Here is a 24947-nt window from a genome sequence, read left to right on the forward strand (position 1 = left end):
CCCCGGCTTCTTTTCGTTTTACATTCGGATGGCCCGACTGTGCCACGCAATGTACGTCCCGAACAGATCAATCCTCGGCCAAGCGAACAAGGGCCGCCCCGGCCTCAACCTGCGCACCTGCGTCTGCCAACACCTCGGCCACCACACCATCGCGGGCAGCTAGCAGTGAATGCTCCATCTTCATGGCTTCCAGAATCGCCAACCGGTCGCCCTCTTTCACGGCCTGCCCTGCCGAGGCGAAGACGGCCTTGACCAGACCCGGCATCGGCGCCTCGATCACATTGGTATCTCCTGCAGCGCTGGGATCGCGATCCAAGGGGTCGACGATTTCAAACGCCTGCCCATAGTCATCAAACACCGTGATCTGAGGCCCAGCGACGGCGACATTGGGCATGCGCTGTCCATCAATGACCCAACCACCCTTGCGCTGCGCGATCACCTGCGCGCCATTCACCGTCCAGAGCTGCCGGTGCGGGCTTTCGACCTGAACATCCAGATCAAAGACCTCACCGTCGCGCATCAGCTGCACGGCCCGGTACAACGGCCCCCACAGGGTGAAGCCAGTCTCTGAGGTCGTCTCTGTCAGCCCCAGGGCTGTCATCGCCGCGGCCACCACGGACGCATTGACCGCGTCCGCAGTCTGGACCAAATCCTCAAGGTCACGCCCGATCAGACCCGTATCCACGTCGCCCGAGGCAAAACCACCATGGCGAGTCAGAGCGCCAAGGAAGGCCAGATTGGTCACCGTCCCGGCAACCTCGGTTTGACGCAGGGCGCGATGCAGGCTCTCAAGCGCGACCGCGCGGGTCGGACCATACACGACGACCTTGGCGATCATCGGATCATACCAGGGGCTGATCGTATCCCCCGCCCGCACGCCACTATCCGCGCGGCACTCAGGCGGAAACCGCAGATGGGTCAGAGTGCCCGTCGCGGGTAGAAAGCCCTTGGGCGCATCCTCGGCGTACAGCCGTGCCTCAAACGCGTGACCGGTGATCGACAGGTCGTTCTGCTGCCTCGGCAGGCTTTCTCCCGCTGCAACGCGCAACTGCCATTCGACCAGATCAACGCCCGTAATCGCCTCGGTCACCGGATGTTCGACCTGCAAGCGCGTGTTCATCTCCATGAACCAAAAGCGATCCGGCCGCAGCCCTTCGGACGCGTCGACGATGAACTCAACCGTCCCAGCACCCTTGTAGCCGATCGCCTCCGCCGCACGTACACCGGCCTGCCCCATCGCCTCGCGCATCTCGGGCGTCATACCAGGGGCCGGCGCCTCTTCAATCACCTTCTGATGTCGCCGTTGAAGCGAGCAGTCCCGTTCAAACAGATGCACCGCATGGGTACCATCGCCAAAGACCTGAACCTCGATATGCCGAGGTTTGGCTACGAATTTCTCGACCAGAACCGCATCGTTGCCAAAGGCCGTCTTAGCCTCACCGCGCGCGCTGTCCAGAGCGTCTGAGAAAGCTTCGGGCGTCTCGACCAACCGCATTCCTTTGCCGCCGCCGCCCGCAACCGCCTTGATCAGAACGGGGTAGCCGATGGCCGCTGCTGCCTCGGCCAGATGAGCGGGGTCCTGATTGTCACCGTGATATCCGGGCACAACGGGAACGCCTGCGTCCTCCATCAAAGCCTTGGCCGCATCCTTGAGACCCATCTTACGGATCGCATCCGCCGATGGTCCGATAAAGGTCAGCCCAGCGGCGTCAACTGCATCCACAAAATCGGGGTTCTCGGACAGAAACCCATAGCCGGGATGGATCGCCTGCGCCCCGGTCTCGAGCGCCGCCTGGATGATCACATCCCCCTTCAGATAGCTCTCGGCCGGTGCCGCCCCGCCAATATGCACCGCCTCATCCGCCATCTGCACATGCTTGGCCGAGGCATCCGCATCCGAATAGACAGCCACACAGGACACACCCATTTTCTGAGCGGTTTCGATGACCCGACACGCAATCTCGCCCCGGTTTGCGATTAGGATTTTACTGAACATGACCTACCCCTCAACCGTCAGATCTTCGACCAGCCGGAACCGCTCGCAGAGCAGCTCCATTTCAGGATCAAACCCGCCATTTCGTTCGAAATACCTGCGGTGATCTTCGCGCCAACCCTCAAGCGTCTCATTCTCACCCTCGGCCAGCGCGAAATCTTCGGTCACGTCGCAATACCGACAGACCGAAACCTGAACCGTTTCAATCACCAGCGCCGGACGGTCGTCCCAGTCCAAGGCGATATCCCTGCGCCCCACAACCGGCGTGTCTGCACTGCTTTCGGGATAGTCTCGCAAAGCACCGCAGGTTGCCGTTTTCCGGCCTGATCGCACCAAAGCCAGAAGCTCGGCGCTGAGGGCCGCGCTATCGCCGAACTTGAAAGTCTGCGCACCGGGATAGCGGCTTTTCAGATGTTCCAGATCGCTCATCTTACATCCTGAACACGCCGAAACGTGTTTCCTCGATCGGGGCGTTCAGAGCGGCGTTCAATGACAATGCCAACACATCGCGCGATTTGCGTGGGTCGATGATGCCATCGTCCCACAACCGAGCAGAGGCATAGAGCGGATGAGACTGCTCCTCGAACATATCCAAGGTCGGGCGTTTGAATTCGGCCTCTTCCTCGGCGGACCACGTCCCGCCCTGCCGCTCGATCCCGTCGCGTTTGACAGTGGCCAGAACGCCTGCCGCCTGCTCTCCGCCCATCACGGAAATCCGTGAATTCGGCCAGGTCCACAGGAACCGAGGCTGATAGGCGCGACCCGCCATGCCATAGTTTCCGGCCCCGAATGAGCCTCCGACAAGCATCGTGATCTTCGGCACCGAGGTTGTCGCCACCGCCGTCACCATCTTGGCCCCATGCCGCGCGATGCCTTCGTTCTCGTATTTGCGACCGACCATAAAGCCGGTGATATTCTGCAGGAACACCAGCGGGATGCGACGCTGAGAACATAGCTCAACAAAATGCGCCCCCTTCTGTGCAGCTTCGGAAAACAGCACGCCATTATTGGCGATGATGCCCACCGGGCAGCCTTTGACATGGGCAAAGCCAGTTACCAGCGTCTCGCCAAAACGCGGCTTGAACTCATCGAACCGAGAGCCATCGACCAGACGCGCGATCACCTCTCGGATGTCGTAGGGCGTGCGCAGATCAGCCGGAACAACGCTGAGGATTTCCTCGGGGTCATAGGCCGGGTCCTCGGGGCTGGCCCAATCGACCGTCTGCGGCTTGCGTAGGTTCAGCGACCCAACCGCCCGACGCGCCAAAGCCAGTGCGTGGGCGTCATCCTCGGCCAGATAGTCCGCCACGCCGGACAGGCGCGTATGGACATCGCCGCCGCCCAGATCTTCGGAACTCACAACCTCGCCAGTCGCGGCCTTGACCAGAGGCGGTCCAGCCAGAAAGATCGTACCTTGTTCTTTCACAATGATGGTCACGTCCGACATAGCGGGCACATAGGCCCCACCCGCCGTGCACGAGCCCATCACCACAGCGATCTGAGCAATCCCCTTAGCGCTCATCCGCGCCTGATTATAGAAGATACGGCCAAAGTGGTCGCGGTCGGGGAAAACCTCATCCTGATTGGGCAAGTTCGCGCCACCGCTATCGACGAGATAGATGCAGGGCAGATGGTTCTCCTCGGCAATCTCCTGGGCGCGGAGGTGTTTTTTGACGGTCATCGGATAGTATGTGCCACCCTTCACGGTGGCGTCGTTGCACACCACCATGACCTCGCGCCCCTGTACTCGGCCAATGCCCGCGATCACCCCGGCACAAGGCGCGGCATCGCCATACATCCCGTGCGCCGCCGTCGCGCCGATCTCCAGAAACGGAGACCCCGGATCGAGCAGATTCGCCACCCTGCGTCTGGGAAGCATCTTGCCCCGAGAGACGTGCCGCGCACGGGATTTCTCGCCGCCTCCCATACGGGCTGCTTCGGCAGCTGAGGAGATTTGCGCCAGCGCGTCGAGATGGGCTGCGCGGTTTGCTTTGAAGCCCTCAGAGGTGGGCATGGCTTTGGATGAAAGTTTCATGCGCGCAGCATCCTCTTCAGTTTCGCGGGCAATTGTCGGCGGGCACGGGCGGTCTTGAAAACCGTCGGCAGCTTTCTGTCGAACCAATATCGCCAAGGGTGGTTTACCGATGTTTTTCCACTCAGCAGTTCAAGCATCGCCACGACGTGTTGTCGGTCGTAAAACCAAAGCAACCGACCGGAGTAACTCAGTTGGTAAAAGGCGTTCCGAGGCCAACTGAGTTTGGTTTTTCTGGGCGAATGGCAGTGGCCGCATATTGAAGTGCCATAAAGTGAGTTCAGAACGTGCCGATACATGCCCACCGGATACAACGCAATCGACGAATGAATGTCTGAACCGCCAAGGCCGATGAAAGTCAGCGAATGTTCGCGATGCCAATTCGCATAATTTCGTTTGGGTCGATCTGCTTTCACGATCAAGACATCTTTTCCAAGCGCTTTGCCAGCAGAGCCCTTCAAGCTGACTTCTAACTCTGCTGGAACGAAACGCGCAGGTTTTTGACAATTCGGGCACTCGATAGCGACCGCTTGCGGAATGACAGAGGTATCACGTGCGAAGTCAAATGGGAGTGTCATCTGGAAACCTCCCCAGCAGCCCGCGCCTTCAATTCCTTGCGGATCACCTTCCCCGTCACCGTCATCGGCAACTCGTCCAGAAACGCCACCTCGCGCGGATAGGAATACTGCGCCAGACGGTCCTTGACCCAGTCCTGCAACTCCGGCCCTGAGGCCTCAGCCCCCGGTTTTAACACCACATAGGCCTTGACGATCTCGGTCCGCAGCGGGTCGAGCTTGCCGACCACGCCGACCGTTGCCACAGCAGGGTGGGTCAGAAGGCAATCCTCAATTTCGGCCGGGCCGATGCGGTATCCGGCTGAGGTGATCACGTCATCATCTCGGCCGACGAAGCGCAGATACTTTCCCTCCCACACGCCTCGGTCTCCGGTAATCAGCCAATCACCCCGGAATTTCTCAGCAGTGGCATCAGGCCGGTTCCAGTATTCCAGCAGCATCGAGGCCGAGCCGCGCCGGATGGCCACATCGCCCTCGTCCCTCGTGGGTGTGCCGTCCTCATCAATCACCGCGACCTCGTGGTCCGGAACCGGCTTGCCGATACAGCCGGGACGCACCGGGAAATCCTCGGCACAAGACGAGACGACCATGTTGCATTCGGTCTGGCCGTAGAACTCGTTGATTGTCAGTCCAAAGGCCTGTTGACCCCACGCCAGCATCTCGGCCCCCAGAGGCTCACCCCCAGACGCGACCGAACGCAGGCCGGGGATGCTCTGATCCGCCGCCTTCAGCATCCGCAGCGCGGTCGGCGGGAAGAACACATTGCGCACGCCGCCGCGCGCGATCACATCGGCGCAGGCCTCGGGGGTGAATTTGTCCAGCCGTGAGGCCACCACGGGAATACCCAGCGCGAGGCCCGGCATCAGGACATCGAAAAGCCCTCCGATCCACGCCCAATCTGCCGGAGTCCAGAGGCAATCCCCCGCGCGCAGGTGATTGTGGCTGATCGAAACGCCGGGCAGATGGCCGGTCAGCACACGGTGCCCGTGCAAGGCCCCCTTGGGGCTGCCGGTTGTGCCCGACGTATAGATCAGCACGGCGGGGTCTTCGGGGCCGGTATCCGCAAAGGGCACCTCTGGGCCGGGTTGGGCGACCTCGGCGGCGATCATCGGCTCGGCCAGATCACCCAGCAGCACCGCGCCCTCGGCATCTGTCATAACGATCCCTGCCCCGGCATCCGCCACGCGGGAGCGCAGCGCGTCCTGTTTGAACAGCTTGAACAGAGGTACCGAGATCGCGCCGATCTTCCAGATCGCCAGATGCGCCGCGGCGCACCACGGAGACTGGCTGAGCAAAACACCAACCCGGTCACCGGCCTGAACCTCGGGCAAGAGTGCCCGCGCAAGCCCATCGGCCATCTCGTGCAGCTGACCGTAAGTTATCGGCCGCTCATCGCCCTCTGTCAGATCGACCAAGGCGACCTGTTCGGGCGGATGGTTCAGACACTGGCGCGCCATGTTCAGCCGATCGGGGACATCCCAGCCACCCGCCGAGCGCAAACCCGGTATGCGCAGATCGCCTGACATCAAAATTTTCCTTTATTTTCAGGGCCTGCAGTTATGTCACACTTGACGGGCGCGCTCACGCAAATTTGACTCAGATCAGAGAGCACAGACAGCGCCCGTGCAAAACAGCGGTCATCAACTGAACCAAAGGCAGAACAATGACCAATAAACTCGCCGCTTTGACCCTCTCCACCGCGCTGATCGCGCTGGCTGGCCCCGCACTCGCCCAATCGCAAGGTGACTGGACCGTTGGTTTCGGTGTCGGCTACCTGGACCCTAAATCTGACAACGGAACGCTGGCCGGTTTTGACGCCGAGGTCGACGACGACACCCGTCCGATCTTTACCGTCGAATACTTCATCCGGGACAACCTGGGTATCGAATTGCTGGCCTCCACGCCATTCGAACACGATATCACCCTGGGTGGCAGCACCGACGCTGGCAGCACTAAGCACCTGCCCCCCACCTTGTCGCTGAACTATCACTTCCCGACCAACAGCGCGTGGAAGCCCTACGTCGGCGCAGGCCTCAACTACACTATCTTCTTCGAAGAAAGCTCTCCGCTGGGCGACCTGGAACTGGACAACTCGTTCGGTTTGTCGCTTCAGGCTGGTTTGGATTATCAGATCACTGAACAAGGCGCTGTCCGTTTGAACGTGCGTTGGTTCGATATCGACTCGGACGTCAAACTGAACGGTGCCGATATCGGTACCGCGGAAATCGATCCTTGGCTGGTCGGCGTATCCTACGTCCATCGCTTCTGATCCTTTGATCGAAACGCCCCGCAGTTCCCTCGGCTGCGGGGCGATTTCTTATCCCAGCATTTCGCCCATCAATTCACGACCGATCAGCATGCGGCGGATTTCGCTGGTCCCGGCCCCGATCTCCATCAGCTTGGCATCCCGGAAGATCCGACTGACCGGAGCGTCTGACAAGAACCCCGCCCCTCCCATCGCCTGAACGGCCTGATGCGCCTGCATCATCGCCGCCTCAGAGGCATAGAGGCAGCACGCAGCCGCGTCTTGACGAGTCACATCCCCCCGGTCACACGCCTTGGCGACCTCATACACGTAAGCACGGGCCGAGTTCATCGCAGTGTACATATCTGCGATCTTGCCCTGCATCAGTTGGAACATGCCGATGGGTTTGCCGAACTGCTTGCGCTCGGCCAGATAGGGCATGATTTCATCCAGACATGCGGCCATGATGCCGGTTCCGATCCCGGCCAGCACAACACGTTCATAGTCGAGCCCGGACATCAGAACGGCAACACCCTTGCCCTCTTCGCCCAGAACATTCTCAAACGGTACTTCTACGTCTTCAAAGATCAGTTCTGCGGTGTTGGACCCACGCATCCCAAGCTTGTCGAAATGGGGCGAGGTCGAGAATCCCGTCATCTCTTTCTCGATCAGAAACGCGGTGATCCCTTTCGATCCCGCATCCGGGTCGGTCTTGGCATAGACGACCAGAGTATCCGCATCCGGCCCATTGGTGATCCAATACTTGTTCCCGTTCAGGCGGTAATGATCATTGCGCTTCTCGGCGCGCAGCTTCATCGAAACCACATCCGATCCAGCCGAGGGTTCGGACATCGCAAGCGCGCCCACATGTTCGCCCGAGATCAGGCGTGGGAGGTATTTTTGTTTTTGCTCTTCCGTGCCGTTCAGCTTGATCTGGTTCACGCAGAGGTTCGAATGCGCGCCATAGGACAGCGAGACCGAGGCCGAGGCTCGCGCGATCTCCTCAATCGCGATCGTGTGCGCCAGATAGGACATGCCAGCGCCACCATATTCCTCTGGCACGGTCACGCCCAAAAGGCCCAGCGCACCCATCTCGGTCCAAAGCTCATTGGGGAACGCGTTCGACGCATCGACCTCGGCCGCCAACGGCTTGACCCGCTCCTGCGCCCAACGATGCACCATCTCGCGCAGCGCATTCACGTCCTCGCCCAGATCGAATTGCATACTCGCCATGAACATTGACGCTCTCCTCTCAGCATTAATGAACAAGTGTTCAATAACTGGATACCAGCGAATCTGCGGCGGGTCAATCATTCCGGGCGCCCCGGTTCCAACACGCAAAACGCCGCCCGAACCGGGGCGGCGTTTCCCAAAAAATCAAGCGTGCGCTGCAGGCGCACTCAATTGGATCACGATTGGTAGACAGCTCCGACCTCGGCCCGGATGATGCGGGCGATCAGTTGGCAGTCTTCCAGCGAAAAGGTCAGGGGCACGCGCATATCCATAATGCCAGCCAAAACCCGGTCCGAGGCAGGCATTCGCTCACTTTCGGCATAGCGCCAACTGTCATAGCGTGAGGTAAACCCGGTGGGCTCGGCACCGCCGAACCATTTTAACTCCACTCCGCGGCTGGCGCAGCGGCTGATCACCTCGGCGATCCGTTCCGGCAGCCAGTCGAGCAGTAGGAACTGGATCGAGGATCCCACATAGGTCTCCGCTTCGGGACGCTCGACCATTGTCAGGCCCGGTGTACCCCGCAGACCGCCTTCAATGGTCTGATACCGTTCATTCCAGCGGCCAACCTGCCGATCCAGATCCCGTAGCTGAGGGCGCAAAATCGCCGCACGCAAGTTGTCCATACGGCCCGAGACGTTCGGTGTGGTGTATTTGATCCGCTCAAACACCTCTGGCCCCGGTGCAGCCAGATGCCGCTCGTAGAGCATGTAGGACCCCGACAGCATCGTGGCTTTGGCCGCAAGTTCCTCATCATCGGTAACCAGCAGACCACCCTCGCCCGAGTTCACATGTTTGTAGGTCTGGCACGAATAACACCCGATGGCTCCTTGCCGACCCGAGAGTTGCCCGCGCCACGCGGCCCCCATCGTATGGGCGCAGTCCTCGATCACGACAACGCCTGCCGCATTGCAGAGCTGTATCAACCGGTCCATGTCGCACAGATGGCCACGCATATGGCTGAGCATCAGAACCCGCGCCTGATCCAGCTTGGCCTCCAGATCCTCCAGATCAATGGTCAGGTGTTCGGTCACGCCGACAAAAATCGGCTTGGCCCCGACTGAGGCAATCGCCCCCGGTACAGGAGCCAGAGTAAACGCGTTGGTTAGCACCGCCTCGCCGGGCTGCACACCCACGGCCCGCAAAGCGGTCGCCAAAGCGTAGCCACCCGACGAAACGGCAAGGCAATATTTCGCCCCCATCTGGGCCGCGAATTCCTGCTCCAGCAGCGCGGTCTCGCCCAATTCGCCAGGCACGACGTTGTAGCGATGAAGACGCCCGTGCCGCAGAACGGCCAGAGCGGCCTCGACCGCCTCGTCCGGGATGGGTTCTTGCTGGGTGAAGCTGCCGGTGAATGTCTCAATCATGGCCTAGTTCTGGGGCTCCATCCGGTCTGGGTCAAGGGATCAAGCCGCCGCACCGATCAAGTCGGCCACAAGATCGGGCAGATCGTCGAAATGATGCAGCAAGGCTTCAGGTTCCAAAGCGGCCATATCGTCGCCTGAGGGGCCGAACGTGACCAGAACCGAAGGCACTCCGGCCGCTTTCGCAGTGTTGCGGTCGGTATCAGAATCCCCGATCAGAACGCACAGGTCCGGATGCCCACCTGCACGCCGCGCAGCCTCGCGCAGCGGCTCGGGGTCGGGTTTGCGCACCGCTAGAGTGTCCGCGCCGACCAAGGAGGCGAAGTGATCCAGCACACCCATCTGACTTAGCAATTGATGCGCCAGACGTTCAGGCTTGTTAGTGCAGATCCCAACTCCATAGCCTGCGGTTTTCAGGGCCTCGACCGCCTCCAAAGCGCCGGGGTAGAACTGCGTGTGGGTGTCGATGTCCTGCGCATAGGCTTCAAGCAAAACCGGATAATATGCGTCAACCGTGCCTTCATCATAGGCCCCGACGCGCTTCAATCCGTGCGTCAGCATCATACGCCCGCCACGCACGGCAATGCCCGCATCCTGCCCATGAACTAGAACATCCCCATGCCCCATCTCGCGAAAACAATGGTTTGCAGCGGCCAGCAAATCGCCCGAGGTATCCGCCAAAGTGCCGTCCAGATCGAAGATGACCGTGCGCATTGCGCCTCCTTGCTCGGCAGGTTTCCGCCATGTCCTGTTGCAATCGGCAATCTAGTTTGATGGCCGAACGGCTTGCGCCTTTGCCCTCAGCGGATAAAACGGACGGCAACAAAACACAAAGAGAAAACGATTTCATGACCACCGCCCTTGTCATCCTTGCCGCCGGGAAAGGCACCAGGATGAATTCGGACATCCCCAAAGTCCTGCACCCGATCGCTCAGGTTCCGATGCTGGTTCACGCCATGCGCGCCGGTTCTGTGCTGTCGCCCGAGCGCACCGTGATCGTCACGGGCCACGGGGCCGAGGCCGTCACCAAGGTCGCACAGGCCGAGGATGAGACCGCACAAATCGCCGTGCAAGAGGAACAACTGGGCACCGCCCATGCCGTCGCGCAGGCCCGCGACGCGCTGGAGGGGTTCGAGGGCGATGTTGTGGTCCTTTACGGCGACACGCCCTTCCTTCAACCCAACACACTCGAGCGGATGATCGAAGCACGCGCGCAGAATGATCTGGTGATTCTAGGCTTTGAAGCCGCCGACCCGGCTCGTTATGGCCGCCTGGTGATGAACGGCGATACGTTGGAGCGGATCGTCGAGTTCAAAGACGCCTCAGACACAGAACGCGCGATCACCTTCTGCAACTCTGGCCTGCTGGCCTGCAACGCGGCAACGCTGATATCCCTGATTGACGCGGTCGGCAACGACAACGCCTCGGGCGAATACTACCTGACGGATGTGGTCGAAATCGCCCGCTCCCGCGATCTGAGCGTGACAGCGGTCGCCTGTGACGAGGCGCAGACTTTGGGCGTGAACTCGCGCGCAGATCTGGCCGCGGCGGATGCGGTGTTTCAGACCCAAGCACGGGCAGGGTTGCTGGATTTGGGGGTCACACTGATGGCCCCGGACACCGTCTATCTTGCCGCCGATACGGTGATCGGGCGCGACACGGTGATCGAACCCAATGTGATATTCGGTCCTGGCGTGACTATCGAAAGCGGCGCAACGATCCGGGCGTTTTCGCATCTTGAAGGCTGCCATGTCAGCCGAGGGGCCATCATCGGCCCTTATGCCCGCCTGCGCCCCGGCGCGGAACTGGCGGAAAACGCGCACATCGGCAATTTCGTCGAGATCAAGAATGCCGAGATCGCCGAGGGCGCAAAGGTCAATCACCTCAGCTATATTGGGGATGCCACAATCGGGGCGGGTTCGAATATCGGGGCGGGCACGATCACCTGTAACTATGACGGCGTGATGAAGCACAAAACCACGATTGGAGAGGGTGTCTTTATTGGCTCCAATACAATGCTCGTGGCCCCCGTCAGCGTAGGCGATGGCGCAATGACGGCGACCGGTACAGTCGTGACGAAAAACGTGGAAGCCGAGGCGCTTGCTGTCGCGCGCGCCAAGCAGGAGAACAAGCCCGGCTATGCGCGCAAATTGTTTGATATGTTAAAGGCGAAAAAGGCTCGCCGCGATAAAGAGGCCTGATTTTATGTGTGGAATTGTTGGTGTATTGGGACAGCATGAGGCTGCCCCCATTTTGGTTGAAGCCCTGAAACGGCTGGAATATCGCGGCTATGACAGCGCAGGGATTGCGACCGTCAACGATGGCGCTTTGGGACGCCGTCGGGCCGTTGGCAAGCTGGTGAACTTGAGCGACCTTCTGGTCCACGATCCTTTGCCCGGCAAATCCGGGATCGGGCACACCCGCTGGGCCACGCACGGCGCGCCCTCGGTCACCAACGCGCATCCGCACAAGGCCGGGCCTGTTGCAGTCGTACATAACGGGATTGTCGAGAATTACCGCGAGCTGCGTGCCGAACTGGCCGGACACGGCGTGGATTTCGTGACTGAGACCGACACTGAAACCGTGGCCCTGATGGCCGCGCACTACCTGAATACCGGTCTGTCCCCAGTCGAAGCGGCCTTCAAGACCATCGACCAGCTGGAAGGCGCATTTGCGCTGGCCTTCCTGTTCGACGGTGAGGACGACCTGATCGTGGCCGCGCGCAAGGGTTCTCCGCTGGCGATCGGCCATGGAGAAGGAGAGATGTATGTGGGGTCGGACGCGATTGCTCTGGCTCCGCTGACCAACAAGATCACCTATCTTGAGGAAGGCGACCGCGCTGTCCTGACCCGCACCTCGCTGGAAATTCGCACCGAAGCCGGTGAACTGGCCAATCGCGAAATGCGTAAGATCAAGCTGGATACGGCCCGTGCCGACAAGGGCGAACACAAGCACTTCATGGCCAAGGAAATCGCCGAGCAACCGGTGGTCGTGGCCGAGGCGATCCGCTCATACCTGCCCACCGGCGGAGACCGCGTGGTTCTACCCGAGACCGATCTGGATTTCACCAAGCTGGATCGCCTGACCATGGTCGCCTGCGGCACGGCCTTTTATGCCTGCCTGACGGCGAAGTACTGGTTCGAGCAGCTGGCGAAAATGCCGGTCGAGGTCGATATCGCCAGCGAATTCCGCTATCGCGAACCTCCGATCACTGACCGCACGCTGGCCTTGTTTGTTAGCCAGTCGGGCGAAACCGCCGATACGCTGGCCGCGCTGCGCTATTGCGAGGGTAAGGCCGACAAGATCGTTTCGGTCGTCAATGTTCCCGAAAGCTCGATTGCGCGGGAAAGCGATATCGCCCTGCCCATCCATGCGGGGGTTGAAATCGGCGTCGCCTCGACCAAGGCTTTCACCTGCCAGCTAAGCGTTCTGCTGATGCTGGCGCTCAAGGCCGCCGCTGACCGGGGTACACTGAGCGATGAGGAACTGGCCGATCACGCCGCCGCCCTGCGCGGCTTGCCCTCGGTCTTGAACGCAGCACTGGATCAAAACCGCGCCATCCGCAAATCTGCCCAGCGCCTATCCGAGGCGCGCGACGTGCTGTTCCTGGGCCGTGGCCTGATGTATCCGCTGGCGATGGAAGGCGCGCTGAAACTGAAGGAAATCAGCTATATTCACGCCGAAGGCTACGCGTCGGGCGAGTTGAAACACGGCCCCATCGCGCTGATCGACAAGCATATGCCCGTGGTGGTCATGGCCCCGCGCGATGCCGTTTTCGACAAGACTGTCTCGAACATGCAAGAGGTGATGGCACGCAAGGGCAAGGTCATCCTAGTGTCGGACGATGACGGCATCGTTGAGGCAGGCGATGATGTCTGGAGCACAATCCGCATGCCCCACATCCACACGAACCTGACCCCGATCCTCTACTCGGTTCCCGCGCAGTTGTTGGCCTATCACACGGCTGTCGCCAAGGGGACGGATGTGGACCAGCCGCGTAACCTCGCGAAATCTGTGACTGTGGAGTAAGGCATGGCCAAGCAATTCCCCCATCTGGACGAGGCTCATCAGAAATTCATCACCGAGCAGCACATGTTCTTCGTAGGCAGCGCCGGGGTTGAGGGGCGGGTCAATATCTCACCCAAGGGCATGGATTCACTGCGTGTTCTGGGGCCAAACCGGATTGCTTGGATGAACCTGACCGGCAGCGGCAATGAAACCGCCGGGCATCTGCTTGAGGTCAACCGCATGACCCTGATGTGGTGTTCCTTCACCACGCGCCCGCTGATCCTGCGCACCTATGGCACCGCACGCACCCTGCATGCGGGGGATGACGGTTGGGACGAACTGGCAGGTCAATTCCCCAACCATCGCAGCGCGCGGCAGATCTACGACCTCAGCATTGATCTGGTGCAGACCTCGTGCGGCTATGCGGTCCCGTTCATGGAATTCCAGTCGGATCGCGACACGATGCAAAATTGGGTCGACGGCAAATCAGACGATGATATCCGCGCCTATTGGGTCGAGAAGAACCAGCAGACGATTGACGGCAAACCTACCGGGGTTCCGGTCTAAACCATGCTTGCCCCATATCTGGATCAGATCAAGGCACATGCCGATGCCGAGCGCGCGGAACAGGTCGCAGCCTATCACAAGGCCGAGCGTCCCTATCTGGGCGTCGCCGTCACGGTTCTCAACGATCTGACCAAAGCTTGGCGCAAGGAATTGTCGGTTGCCGAGCGCGTCACCCTCGCGGATGCGCTCTGGCAGACTAACATTCACGAGGCGCGCGTTGCGGCCTCTAAACTACTGACACAAGCCCGGATTCGCCCGGATGAGGATGTCTGGACCTTGTTGCAAAGCTGGGTGCCCGATTTCGACGCGTGGGCCATCGCCGACCACGCCTGCACCGCCATCCAGAAACGCCTGAGCGCTGATCCCACGCGGCTGGATCAGGTCGAAACATGGACGGGATCAGACCACATGTGGACCCGCCGCGCCGCTCTGGTCTCGACCCTGCCCTGGACCAAACAGAACCACCCCAAAACCGAAGATCTGGCGCGCCGCGATCGAATCCTCGGTTGGGCCGCAGGCTATGTGCCCGACCGGAACTGGTTCATTCAGAAATCCATTGCATGGTGGCTGCGGGAACTCTCCAAACATGATCCAGACCGGGTCGTGACCTTTCTGGACGCACATGGCGACGCGATGAAACCTTTTGCCCGGCGTGAGGCCGGAAAATACCTGAAAATTTAGTTCGCGTAGACCTCGACCTCGACCAGCTGATCAAACGGCACCAGCAACGCCCGCATGGCATCTAGTGACAAACGGCTGCCACCCGTCTCGGGCCCCGAGGCCGGAACCAATGTGATGTAAGCCTGCGCCCCAGTTTTCGGCACAACCACCCGCGCGGTCACCTCGGAATCGACCAAGGGCGTCTGCATCCAGCGGCCCGGAGTCGACGGATCGCCCAACCCGGCAATAGTGGTCTTGGCCCCGGTCCAGTTCGCTGTCGCAGTTGCAGGTTGGATATAGGCTGAGCTTTCCGCCTCAGCAGGTGCGGTCTCTACAGCGGCAGGTGTTACCTCAGCAGCCTCATCGCGCCCCAACAAACGATCCGTTGTCGAACGCACGGTATCGCACCCGACCAGCAAAACGCAGGATATCACAAGCAGTTCTCTCATACTCCGAACCTACTACCGGTCAGGCAGCTGTACCAGACCAAAGCACAGTTCACTCTTGTCGCGGGCCTATTCCAGCTTTACCTATACCGCATGACTGCTCCGCTTATTGATCCTTTCGCCCGTGCCATCACGTATCTGCGCGTCTCGGTAACCGATCGCTGCGACTTTCGCTGTGTCTATTGCATGTCCGAGAACATGACCTTTCTGCCCAAGAAAGAGCTGCTGACGCTGGAAGAGCTGGACCGCATGTGTTCCACCTTCGTGAATATGGGCGTTGAGAAACTGCGCATCACCGGTGGTGAGCCGCTCGTGCGTCGCAATATCATGACGTTCTTCAACTCCATGACCCGTCATCTGGAAAGCGGCGCGCTGAAAGAACTGACGCTTACAACCAATGGCTCGCAGCTTTCGCGATTTGCCGATGACCTCTACGCGGCGGGTGTGCGACGGGTGAATATCTCACTGGACACGCTGGATGAGGATAAATTCGCAGCCGTTACGCGATGGGGACGTCTGAAACAGGTTCTGAACGGGATTGATGCGGCGCAAAAGGCGGGCCTGCGGGTCAAGATTAACGCTGTGGCTCTGAAGGGCTTCAACGAACCCGAATTGCCCCAGATCACCGAATGGTGCGCCGAACGCGACATGGACTTGACCTGGATCGAGGTCATGCCGATGGGCGACATCGGCAATGAGGACCGGTTGGACCAGTACTGGTCGCTGAAAGATGTGCGCAAGGAATACGAAAACCACTATAGCGTGACCGATCTGGCCGAACGCTCCGGAGGACCGGCGCGTTATGTCCGGCTTGAAGAAACTGGCCAGAAGATCGGCTTTATCACCCCGCTTTCCCATAATTTCTGCGAAAGCTGCAACCGCGTGCGCCTGACCTGCACCGGTGAGCTTTACATGTGCCTCGGACAGGAGGACATGGCCGACCTGCGCGCGCCGCTGCGCGATCACCCGGACACGGAAAAACCCTTGGAAGAGGCGATCCGCGCTGCGATCAACCTCAAGCCCAAAGGCCATGATTTCGACTATTCCCGCCAGGCCGTCGATGGCCAGATGAGCCGCCACATGAGCCACACAGGCGGCTGACATGCCCGGCTCTGACGTTCGTCCGACGCTGCTGTACAAGCTGTACTGCGGCGTCACCTCTCTCGTGCAGCCTTTGGCCTGGCGGACCGTGCGCAAAAAGCTGCAGGTGGCCGAAGTCTCGAACCAGCGCCAGCAGGAGCGACTGGGCTATGCCAGCCTCGACCGCCCCGCGGGACAATTGATCTGGTTTCACGCCGCCAGCGTCGGCGAAAGCCTCTCGGTGCTCAGCCTAATCCACCGGCTTGGCGAGCGCCTGCCACAAGCCGAGTTCCTGATCACCTCAGGCACGCCCACCTCAGCCGCGCTGATTGCCACGCGACTGCCCCCTCGCACCCGACATCAGTTTCCGCCCTTAGACAGCGCCGGGCCAGTGCGGCGGTTTCTGGACCATTGGGCCCCAGATGCTGCCGTATTCGTAGAAAGCGAAATCTGGCCCCGCCTGATCGTCGAGACGGCTGGACGCGGCACGCCTTTGTGTCTCCTGAACGCACGTTTATCCGACAAGTCCGTGGCGGGGTGGCAAAAACGCCCAGAAACTGCGCGCTTCATCCTGGACCATTTCGCTCTGTTTCTCACGCAGAATGACAAAACGGCCACGAATCTGATCGCAATTGGGGCGGACCCTGATCGCGTTCAGCCCGGCACCAACCTCAAGGCGATGTCCGACCCATTGCCGGTGGATCAAACCACGCTGACGGATATCCAAAACCAGATTGGCCATCGACCCGTCTGGATCGCCAGCTCTACCCATGCAGGCGAAGAGGAAACGGTTCTGGCCGCCCACAAAGCTTTGCTTAAGCAGTACCCAGACTTGCTGTTGCTGCTGATACCGCGACACCCGGAACGGCGCGAGGAGGTCGCGACCCTCCTGACCAAAGCCAAACTCACATCGGCCTTCCGAACCAAGACCGACCCTATTACAAATGAGACTCAGGTCTACGTGGCCGATACCCTTGGCGAAACCGGCACATGGTACGCGCTTTGCCCGATTGTCTTTCTCGGCGGGTCTTTGAGAGAGATCGGCGGTCACAACCCGTTCGAACCAGCTCAAGCCGGGGCTGCCGTCATGACCGGTCCGGGCTACTTCAACTTCGCCGAAACTTTCGCACCCCTTATCGACACCGGCGGGGCCGTTCAGGTTGAAACCGCCAAAGATCTTGAGAAAGCCGTCGACAACTGGCTGTCCAACGACGCAGCCCTGACCCAAGCCCGCTCCGCCGCCCGCACCTGCGTCGCAACCCAAAAAGACGCGCTGCAAAACGTGATCGAAACGCTCTGCTCCACACTCGGCCTAGAGCCGAAGGATCCTTCTTCATCTGGCTGAAAATATCCCGGGGGTGTGGGGGCAGAGCCCCCACCCTGTCATTCAGGCCGCAGGCATCCGCTGTTCTACAATCTCGGCCCACCAGCTGCACCCGGCAGGGATGGCCTCATCATTGAAATTGTACTCAGGGTGATGGACCATGGCCGTGTCGCCATTGCCCACGAGGATATAGGCGCCCGGACGTTCTTCCAGCATAAAGGCAAAATCCTCGCCGCCCATGACCAGAGGAGCCTCCTCGCAAGCACCCGACACGGATCGCGCGACGTCAGCCGCAAACTCGGTCTGCTCGTCGCTGTTCACCATGACCGGATAGCCTCGAATATAGGTGACGTCCGCTGTGCCACCAAAGGTCGCCGCTACGCCGTTGCATATCTCGTTAATCCGCATCTCGGCTAGATCACGCATCTCCTTACTCATGGTGCGCACGGTGCCTTTGATCTGAACCGATTGCGGGATCACGTTGAAGGCCTTCGACGAGGTCTCGAACGAGGTCACCGACACAACCACCTGATCGACCGGATCTGCATTGCGCGAGGCGATCGTCTGCAGCGCCAGCACCGCCTGCGCCGTCATCACGGTGGTATCGACCGTCTCCTGAGGTTTCGCCGCATGACCGCCGCGCCCTTCAAACGTGATGTCGAACTGATCGGTAGCCGCAAAGAACGACCCCGGTCGGATCGAGAAGCTGCCGACCGGTTTGCCCGGCCAGTTGTGCATCCCGTAGACCTCCTGAATGTTCCAGCGGTCCATCATGCCGTCTTCACACATCTCGCGACCACCGCCACCGCCTTCTTCGGCAGGCTGGAAGATCACTACGACGGTGCCATCGAAATTGCGGGTCTCCGACAAGTACTTCGCTGCACCAAGAAGCATCGCAGTATGGCCATCATGGCCGCAAGCGTGCATCGCGCCCGGCGTTTTCGAGGCATAGTCCAGCCCCGTCGCCTCGAGGATCGGCAGAGCGTCCATATCCGCGCGCAGACCGATCACCTTGCCTTTGCTGTCCGACTTGCCCTTGATCACACCGACAACGCCCGTGCGGCCAATACCGGTGACAACCTCATCACAGCCGAACTCTGTCAGCTTTTCGGCCACCAAAGCGCTGGTGCGGTGGGTTTCAAACAGGATTTCGGGGTTTTCGTGCAGGTCGCGTCGCCATGTGGTGATCTCGTCCTGCAATTCCGCAAAGCGGTTTTTGACTGGCATATCTTGTCTCTCCTAAATCATTCGGCCGGCATCCGGCGTTCGACCATTTCAGCGAACCAGCTGCAGCCGGCGGGTATGGCGTCATCATCGAAATTGTATTCCGGGTGGTGACACATGGCAGTGTCTCCGTTCCCTAGAAAGATGTAGGCTCCGGGCCGTTCTTCAAGCATGTAGGCGAAATCTTCCGACGGCATGATGGGATCAGTGCCATCGTTCACCTTTCCAGCGACAGCTGCAGCAGCTTCAGCGGCATAGCCGGTCTCGGCCTCGGAGTTTACCGTCACCGGATAACCCGGTGTCCATTCTACCTTGGCGGACGCGTCAAAAGCCGAAGCCGTATCTTCCGCAATCCGGCGAACACGTTGTTCCGCGATCGTGCGGTACTCGGGGTCAAGCGTTCGTACCGTGCCTTTCAGACGAACCGTATGCGCAATCACGTTTGAGGCCACGCTGTCCGTCTCAAACGTTCCTACGGTCAGAACAACCCGTTTGATCGGATCGACAGTACGGGCCACAACGGATTGCAAAGACACAACAATATGTGAGGCAACAAGCGTTGTATCCACCGCCTCATGCGGGGCTGCCGCGTGGCCGCCCTTGCCGGTGACGGTAATTTCGAACTCGTCCGACGAGGCCAGCAAGGCTCCGGGCCGGATCGCAAATTCACCAACCGGCAGGCCGGGCATATTGTGCATGCCGTAGACTTCCTGAATGCCCCAGCGCTCCATCAACCCGTCCTGACACATGGCCAGACCTCCGGCGCCGCCCTCCTCGGCCGGTTGAAAGATCAGCACGGCGGTGCCATCGAAACTCCGTGTCTCGGCCAGGTACTGCGCAGCCCCAAGCAGCATCGAGGTATGTCCATCATGCCCACACGCATGCATCTTGCCCGGAACGGTCGAGGCATAGTCCAGACCCGTCGCCTCTTCGATCGGCAGAGCGTCCATATCTGCGCGCAATCCGATCACCCGACCCTTAGTGTCCGAGCGGCCCTTGATCACGGCCACAACACCTGTCTTGCCGACGCCTTCGGTAATCTCATCGACACCGAAGGCCTTCAGCCGCTCAACAACAAAGGCGGCGGTCTCGTGAACGTCATACATCAGTTCGGGATGAGCATGCAGATGTCGGCGCCACTTGGTGATCTCTGCCTGCATTTCAGCAAGTCTGTTTTTCACCGGCATTTTGGACCTCCTTGGGATCAGCTGGACAGTTTCTCGACCAATCGTTGCATGAACGCATGGCCCGCTTCGAACTGCGCGACAGAGATGAACTCGTTCGGTTGATGGGCCTGCGCGATGTCGCCCGGGCCGCAGATGACCGCTGAGTAACCTGCTTCCTGAAACTGCCCGGCCTCGGTGCCATAGCTGACCACATGGCTTGCGTTGTCACCGGTCAGGGCGCGTACCAAAGCTTCGGCCTCACCATCCTTTTCGGGGACCAGACCGGGGATCGAGAAATTTTCAGAGATTTCGATCCGCGCTTCGGGGTGAACCGCCTGCATCCGCGCTTCAACCGCGCGCACCTGTTCTAAATAGTCATCGCGCCACGCGGCTTTGCTTTCATCCGGCACCGTGCGGAAATCCAGCATGAAGTGGCAATCCTTGGCGGTGATATTATGCGCAGTGCCGCCTTCGATCATGCCCACATGGACCGTGGTCCAGGGCGGATCGAACACGGCAGCGGTTTCGCTGGGCTTGGCCGCCTGATTGCGGGCGTTCTGTTCATTCGCCCAATTGATCAGCGGAGCGGCCTCCATGATGGCATTGACGCCTGTGTGCATGATCGAGCTATGAACCTCGAACCCGACCATATGCGTGTCATAGCCAAAACCACCCTTGTGGCCGGTGACAGCCTGCATTGTCGAAGGCTCGCCCACGATCACGGCCGAGCCTTTGGGCAGCACTTTGTTCATTGCCTCGATCATTGGCGGAGCGCCAGTGCATCCGACCTCTTCATCGAAGCTCAGCGCCAATTGCAAAGGACGTTTGAGACCGGCATTGCTCGCTTCGACCAACGCCCAGATCGCGAGCGCGTCAAAACCCTTCATGTCGCAGGTGCCGCGTCCGTAGTACTTGCCGTCCTTCTCAGTGACATTGAACGGATCCGTGTCCCAAGGCTGCCCGTCAACCGGAACGACATCGGTGTGACCCGAGAGGACAACGCCCCCCTCTTCCCACGGGCCGACATGAGCAAAGATCGCCGCCTTGTGCGGCTGATCCGGGTCCGGCCAGCGATGGGCCTCGATACCGTGTTCGTTCAGGTAACCTTCGACCCAGTCCACCAACGGCAAGTTTGTGTCACGGCTTACGGTCGGGAATGAGATCAGCTTGGTCATGATCTCAAGCGGCGTCAGACGCTGTGGCATATTTCTTAGTACCCGCTATCCGTAGTCAGGATGAAATGGCCCGGCTCAACCTCTTTGTACTTCGACGGTTCTGGCGCGTATCCAATTGGATGAATGGGTGACGGGATCGGCTTGAAATTCAAGTCTTTTTCCGATTTTCGTTTATTCGGGTCCGCGATTGGAACCGCCTTCATCAGCGCCTGTGTATAAGGGTGCTGCGGGTTCTCAAACACCCGCGCGCGCGGTCCAAGTTCGACAATCCGGCCCAGATACATCACGCCCACATGGTGGCTGACCCGCTCGACAACGGCCATATCGTGACTGATGAACAGGTAAGACAGGCTCAGCTCGGATTGCAGCTCCATCATTAGGTTCAACACCTGCGCCTGCACCGACACGTCCAGCGCTGATACGGCCTCATCCGCGATGATCAGTTTCGGGTTCAAGGCCAAGGCGCGGGCGATTGCGATACGCTGGCGCTGACCGCCGGACATCTCATGTGGGAAACGGCGCATGAAGCTGCGCGGCAGTTGCACCTTGTCGAACAGCTGCGCGACGCGATCTTGCAGCTCCGACCCCGAGGCCACGCCGTAGTTGCGCATCGGTTCGGCCACTTGGTCGATCAACTGCATCTGCGGATTGAGCGAGGCAAACGGGTCCTGAAAGATCATCTGCATATCCAGCCGCGCCTTGCGCAGACCGGATTGGTCCAGCTTCATGATATCGACGCCGTCCAGATTGACCTCACCCGCCATCGGCTCGACCAATCGCAGGATCGAGCGCCCGGCCGAGGACTTGCCGCACCCCGATTCGCCAACGAGGCTGAGCGTCTGCCCTTTGTTCAGCGTGAACGAGACATCCTCAACAGCATGAACGTTTGAGATCGTCCGGCGCAGCAAGCCGCCTTTGACCGGGAAACGCGTGGTCAGGTTCTTGACCGTCAGTAGTGTTTCTTCCGTGCCGGGAATCGGAGCGATATTTTGCCCCTCGACGCCAAGCAGTTTCATCGGCTCGGGCGCGGCCTTCCCCTGCATCTCACCCAGTTTCGGTACCGCAGCCAGAAGGGCCTTAGTGTAGTCATGTTGCGGATTTTCGAAAATTTCGGTGACCGGGCCCTCTTCGACCTTATTGCCACGGAACATGACCACAACGCGGTCGGCCATCTGTGCCACCACAGCCATATCATGGGTGATGAACATCACTGCAGTGCCCGTTTCGCGTTTCAAACGGTCCATCAGGGCCAGAATCTCAGCCTGAATGGTCACGTCCAATGCGGTCGTCGGCTCGTCCGCAATCAGCAAACGCGGCTCGCACGCCATCGCCATTGCGATCACCACGCGCTGACGCATACCGCCTGAAAGCTCGTGCGGGTACTGCTTCAACCGGCGCTCGGGTTCGGGGATTCGCACTTGGCGCAGCAGCTCCAGCGCGCGTTCTTCGGCCTGCGTCTTGGACATGTCCTTGTGAATGCGCAGCCCTTCGGTCAGTTGCCGACCAACGGTAAAAACCGGGTTCAAGGCCGTCATCGGCTCCTGAAAGATCATTCCGATCTCGTTACCGCGAATCTGTTTCATCAGGTCCTGATCGGCATCAGCCAGGTCCATCTCGGCCCCGTCGCGGCGGTCAAACAGCAGCTCGCCACCGGCTATTTCGCCTCCGCCGAACTCGACAAGACGCATCAGAGACAGCGAGGAAACCGATTTGCCCGAGCCCGATTCGCCAACAATACAAACCGTTTCGCCTGGATTTACCTCAAAAGAGACGTCCTCAACGCCAACGACCGGGCCGTCTTTCGTCTGAAACTCCACCCTCAGTTTTTTGATCTGGGCAATTGGTTGATCCAGCACGCGCGCGCTCCCTTTTGGGTCGTTTTGTTTTTATGGATGCCGAACGCTAAGGCGGTGAGCCAGGAAAAGTCAAACGCAATGCACGATTTCGTGACGGCAAGGCTTGCAATTTTCCTAAGTTCTGTTTCGATACCCGCGTAACCGACAACCAGCGAAGGCAGAAATCGCGTTGCGCGAAATGCAATTGCTATTTCTAACAATGTCTTAGCCACAAGTCGGCAACGCCAAATCCGCAGGCATTGCGGAGATAATCGAGACACGCAAGTGTCCAATTCGGGAGTGACTTATGAAGATCAAAACCCTTTTGCTTGGTGCGATTGCAAGCACGGCAATGGCCCCAGCGGCCTTTGCTGAGCGCGGATCGGACGGCAATGTCAGCATCATTTATTGGCAGGCTCCGTCAATTATGAACCCGTTTCTGTCGGGTGGCACAAAAGATGTTGAGGCGGCCTCGCTGGTTATCGAACCACTTGCACGCTACGACCAAGACGGGAACATGGTGCCGTATCTGGCCGCTGAAATCCCGACTGTTGAAAATGGCGGCGTCAGCGAAGACCTGACCACCATTACCTGGAAAATTGCGCCTGGCCTCACATGGTCGGACGGTACTCCGTTCACCTCGGCCGACGTGGTCTTTACCGCAAACTACTGCATGGACCCCGAAGGCGGTTGTGCTCAGGTGACCAAGTTTGAAGGCGTCACCGATGTCGAAGCTGTCGATGACCTAACCGTTAAGGTAACGTTCGACGCACCGACCCCCTTCCCCTACGGACCGTTTGTGGGTGGTGAAAGCCCGATCATTCAGGCCGCTCAGTTCGCTGACTGCATGGGCGCAAAAGCCCCTGAATGTACAGATCAGAACTTTAACCCGATCGGCACTGGCCCGTTTGTTGTCACCGAGTTCAAGCCGAACGACGTGATCACGTTTGCCGCCAACGACAACTACCGTGACCCGGCAAAGCCGGCATTTGCCAGCGTGACCTTCAAAGGTGGCGGCGACGCAACTGCTGCTGGCCGTGCGGTTATGGAAACAGGCGAGTTTGACTATGCCTGGAACCTGCAGCTGGCCCCAGAGGTCATCGCGCAGATGCAGGAAGGTGGCAAAGGTACTCCGGTCGCAGGCTTTGGCCCGCTGGTCGAGCGTATCATGCTGAACCAGACCAACCCGTCGCCCGACCTGCCGGAAGGTGAGCGCTCGACAGCCGCGCATCCGCACCCATTCCTGCAGGACCCGGCGGTTTACAAAGCCATGTCCATGGCCATTGACCGCCCGCTACTGGTGGAAATCGGCTATGGCCAAGCTGGTAAGGTGACCTGTAACTGGGTTCCGGCCCCGGCTGCGTTTAGCTCGACCTCGATGAGCTGTGACACACAGGATATCGAAGGTGCTAAGAAGCTGCTGGATGACGCAGGCATCGTTGACACCGATGGCGACGGCATTCGTGAAAAAGACGGTGTGCCGCTGAAAATCGTCTACCAGACCTCGACCAACGCTGTGCGTCAGGACTTCCAGGCGCTGATCAAAGAATGGTGGAGCCAGATCGGAATCGAATCCGAACTGCGCAACATCAACGCATCGGTCTTCTTCGGTGGTGACCCGGGTTCGCCTGACACCTTCCAGAAGTTCTATGCCGACGTTGAGATGTACGCCAACACCTTCAACGGTACTGACCCTCAGTCCTATCTGGGCAACGGTCTGTGCGACAAGGCACCGAAGCCTGAGTCGCAGTGGCAGGGTGAGAACATCAGCCGCTTCTGCAACGAAGAGTTTGACGCCTTGCACGCCAAACTGGCTGAAACCGCAGGTCTGGAAGCCCGTGCGGAGATCGCCAAGCAGTTGAACGACATCATGGTTCAAAACGGCGGTATGATCCCGCTGGTGCACCGTGGCCGTCTGTCGGCGCATGCAAACACCCTGGGTGGTGTTGTCCTGAACGTTTGGGACAGCGAGCTGTGGAACATTGCGGACTGGTACCGCAAGACCGGTTCCTAAGCGTTA

21 protein-coding genes are annotated in these 24947 nt (G+C 59.7%); 8 read left to right on the top strand and 13 right to left on the bottom strand.

Annotated elements, in window-relative coordinates:
* Window positions 1–67 precede the first annotated feature (67 nt).
* From ACR0IP_RS15680 to ACR0IP_RS15700, 5 genes are read right to left on the bottom strand one after another with little or no spacing between them, the layout of a single operon-like run.
* The gene (locus ACR0IP_RS15680) at window positions 68–1996 is read right to left on the bottom strand and encodes an acetyl/propionyl/methylcrotonyl-CoA carboxylase subunit alpha (RefSeq protein ID WP_480526570.1); all 1929 of its coding nucleotides are present in this window, start codon (window positions 1994–1996) and stop codon (window positions 68–70) included.
* Between the two features lie 3 nt (window positions 1997–1999).
* Entirely contained in the window at window positions 2000–2422 is a 423-nt protein-coding gene (locus ACR0IP_RS15685) for an ASCH domain-containing protein (protein ID WP_170375117.1), read from the bottom strand.
* 1 nt (window position 2423) lies between these two features.
* Window positions 2424–4028, bottom strand: a complete 1605-nt coding sequence (locus tag ACR0IP_RS15690) for a carboxyl transferase domain-containing protein (protein WP_480526572.1) — start codon at window positions 4026–4028, stop codon at window positions 2424–2426.
* Window positions 4025–4603 carry a hypothetical protein gene (locus tag ACR0IP_RS15695; RefSeq protein ID WP_480526574.1) on the bottom strand — a complete coding sequence of 193 codons (579 nt, stop codon included), beginning with the start codon at window positions 4601–4603 and terminating at the stop codon, window positions 4025–4027. The genes ACR0IP_RS15690 and ACR0IP_RS15695 overlap by 4 nt, the downstream gene beginning before the upstream one ends.
* Entirely contained in the window at window positions 4600–6126 is a 1527-nt protein-coding gene (locus ACR0IP_RS15700) for an AMP-binding protein (protein WP_480526576.1), read from the bottom strand. Before ACR0IP_RS15700 ends, ACR0IP_RS15695 begins: the two co-directional genes overlap by 4 nt.
* Window positions 6127–6263: 137 nt before the next feature.
* Between ACR0IP_RS15700 and ACR0IP_RS15705 the strand changes: the two genes are divergently transcribed.
* Complete coding sequence (locus ACR0IP_RS15705; protein WP_480526578.1) at window positions 6264–6869, top strand: OmpW/AlkL family protein; 606 nt, start codon at window positions 6264–6266, stop codon at window positions 6867–6869.
* A gap of 48 nt (window positions 6870–6917) precedes the next feature.
* Here ACR0IP_RS15705 and ACR0IP_RS15710 read toward each other — a convergent pair whose 3' ends face one another.
* The 3 genes from ACR0IP_RS15710 to ACR0IP_RS15720 form a co-directional block, all read right to left on the bottom strand.
* The gene (locus ACR0IP_RS15710; protein WP_480526580.1) at window positions 6918–8084 is read right to left on the bottom strand and encodes an isovaleryl-CoA dehydrogenase; all 1167 of its coding nucleotides are present in this window, start codon (window positions 8082–8084) and stop codon (window positions 6918–6920) included.
* 170 nt (window positions 8085–8254) lie between these two features.
* On the bottom strand, window positions 8255–9445 hold the full coding sequence (locus ACR0IP_RS15715) for a DegT/DnrJ/EryC1/StrS family aminotransferase (protein WP_480526582.1): 1191 nt from the start codon (window positions 9443–9445) through the stop codon (window positions 8255–8257).
* 39 nt (window positions 9446–9484) lie between these two features.
* Window positions 9485–10156: an HAD-IA family hydrolase gene (locus ACR0IP_RS15720; RefSeq protein ID WP_480526584.1), complete on the bottom strand. Its 672-nt coding sequence runs from the start codon at window positions 10154–10156 to the stop codon at window positions 9485–9487.
* 134 nt (window positions 10157–10290) lie between these two features.
* On the opposite strand from ACR0IP_RS15720, the gene glmU reads away from it, so the two are divergent.
* Genes glmU through ACR0IP_RS15740 form a run of 4 tightly spaced genes read left to right on the top strand, consistent with a single transcriptional unit; the run spans window position 10291 to window position 14698 of the window.
* Complete coding sequence (gene glmU, locus ACR0IP_RS15725; protein ID WP_480526586.1) at window positions 10291–11643, top strand: bifunctional UDP-N-acetylglucosamine diphosphorylase/glucosamine-1-phosphate N-acetyltransferase GlmU; 1353 nt, start codon at window positions 10291–10293, stop codon at window positions 11641–11643.
* A 4-nt stretch (window positions 11644–11647) separates the two neighbouring features.
* On the top strand, window positions 11648–13471 hold the full coding sequence (gene glmS, locus ACR0IP_RS15730) for a glutamine--fructose-6-phosphate transaminase (isomerizing) (protein ID WP_480526588.1): 1824 nt from the start codon (window positions 11648–11650) through the stop codon (window positions 13469–13471).
* Between the two features lie 3 nt (window positions 13472–13474).
* Window positions 13475–14017, top strand: coding sequence for a pyridoxamine 5'-phosphate oxidase family protein (locus ACR0IP_RS15735; RefSeq protein WP_170691916.1), 543 nt, complete (start codon window positions 13475–13477; stop codon window positions 14015–14017).
* A gap of 3 nt (window positions 14018–14020) precedes the next feature.
* Window positions 14021–14698 carry a DNA alkylation repair protein gene (locus ACR0IP_RS15740; protein ID WP_170691914.1) on the top strand — a complete coding sequence of 226 codons (678 nt, stop codon included), beginning with the start codon at window positions 14021–14023 and terminating at the stop codon, window positions 14696–14698.
* Here the strand turns inward: ACR0IP_RS15740 and ACR0IP_RS15745 are convergent.
* Window positions 14695–15126, bottom strand: a complete 432-nt coding sequence (locus ACR0IP_RS15745; RefSeq protein ID WP_170467929.1) for a hypothetical protein — start codon at window positions 15124–15126, stop codon at window positions 14695–14697. The genes ACR0IP_RS15740 and ACR0IP_RS15745 overlap by 4 nt on opposite strands.
* A gap of 90 nt (window positions 15127–15216) precedes the next feature.
* On the opposite strand from ACR0IP_RS15745, the gene moaA reads away from it, so the two are divergent.
* Both moaA and ACR0IP_RS15755 read left to right on the top strand, forming a co-directional pair.
* Complete coding sequence (moaA, locus tag ACR0IP_RS15750; RefSeq protein WP_170637112.1) at window positions 15217–16224, top strand: GTP 3',8-cyclase MoaA; 1008 nt, start codon at window positions 15217–15219, stop codon at window positions 16222–16224.
* A 1-nt stretch (window position 16225) separates the two neighbouring features.
* Window positions 16226–17548 carry a 3-deoxy-D-manno-octulosonic acid transferase gene (locus ACR0IP_RS15755; protein WP_480526591.1) on the top strand — a complete coding sequence of 441 codons (1323 nt, stop codon included), beginning with the start codon at window positions 16226–16228 and terminating at the stop codon, window positions 17546–17548.
* A 42-nt stretch (window positions 17549–17590) separates the two neighbouring features.
* Here the strand turns inward: ACR0IP_RS15755 and ACR0IP_RS15760 are convergent, their stop codons facing one another.
* Genes ACR0IP_RS15760 through ACR0IP_RS15775 form a run of 4 tightly spaced genes read right to left on the bottom strand, consistent with a single transcriptional unit; the run spans window position 17591 to window position 22948 of the window.
* Complete coding sequence (locus ACR0IP_RS15760; RefSeq protein WP_480526593.1) at window positions 17591–18754, bottom strand: M20 aminoacylase family protein; 1164 nt, start codon at window positions 18752–18754, stop codon at window positions 17591–17593.
* 17 nt (window positions 18755–18771) lie between these two features.
* Window positions 18772–19938, bottom strand: a complete 1167-nt coding sequence (locus tag ACR0IP_RS15765; protein ID WP_170691910.1) for a M20 aminoacylase family protein — start codon at window positions 19936–19938, stop codon at window positions 18772–18774.
* A gap of 17 nt (window positions 19939–19955) precedes the next feature.
* Window positions 19956–21122 carry an acetylornithine deacetylase gene (gene argE, locus ACR0IP_RS15770; RefSeq protein ID WP_480526596.1) on the bottom strand — a complete coding sequence of 389 codons (1167 nt, stop codon included), beginning with the start codon at window positions 21120–21122 and terminating at the stop codon, window positions 19956–19958.
* Window positions 21123–21127: 5 nt separating this feature from the next.
* Window positions 21128–22948: an ABC transporter ATP-binding protein gene (locus ACR0IP_RS15775; RefSeq protein ID WP_480526598.1), complete on the bottom strand. Its 1821-nt coding sequence runs from the start codon at window positions 22946–22948 to the stop codon at window positions 21128–21130.
* Window positions 22949–23234: 286 nt separating this feature from the next.
* Here ACR0IP_RS15775 and ACR0IP_RS15780 point away from each other — a divergent pair, with 286 nt between their 5' ends.
* A complete protein-coding gene (locus ACR0IP_RS15780) occupies window positions 23235–24941 on the top strand; it encodes a peptide ABC transporter substrate-binding protein (protein ID WP_170375081.1) in 1707 nt (568 codons plus the stop codon).
* Window positions 24942–24947 lie beyond the last annotated feature (6 nt).

It is taken from the genome of Ruegeria sp. AL11 (assembly GCF_056540865.1).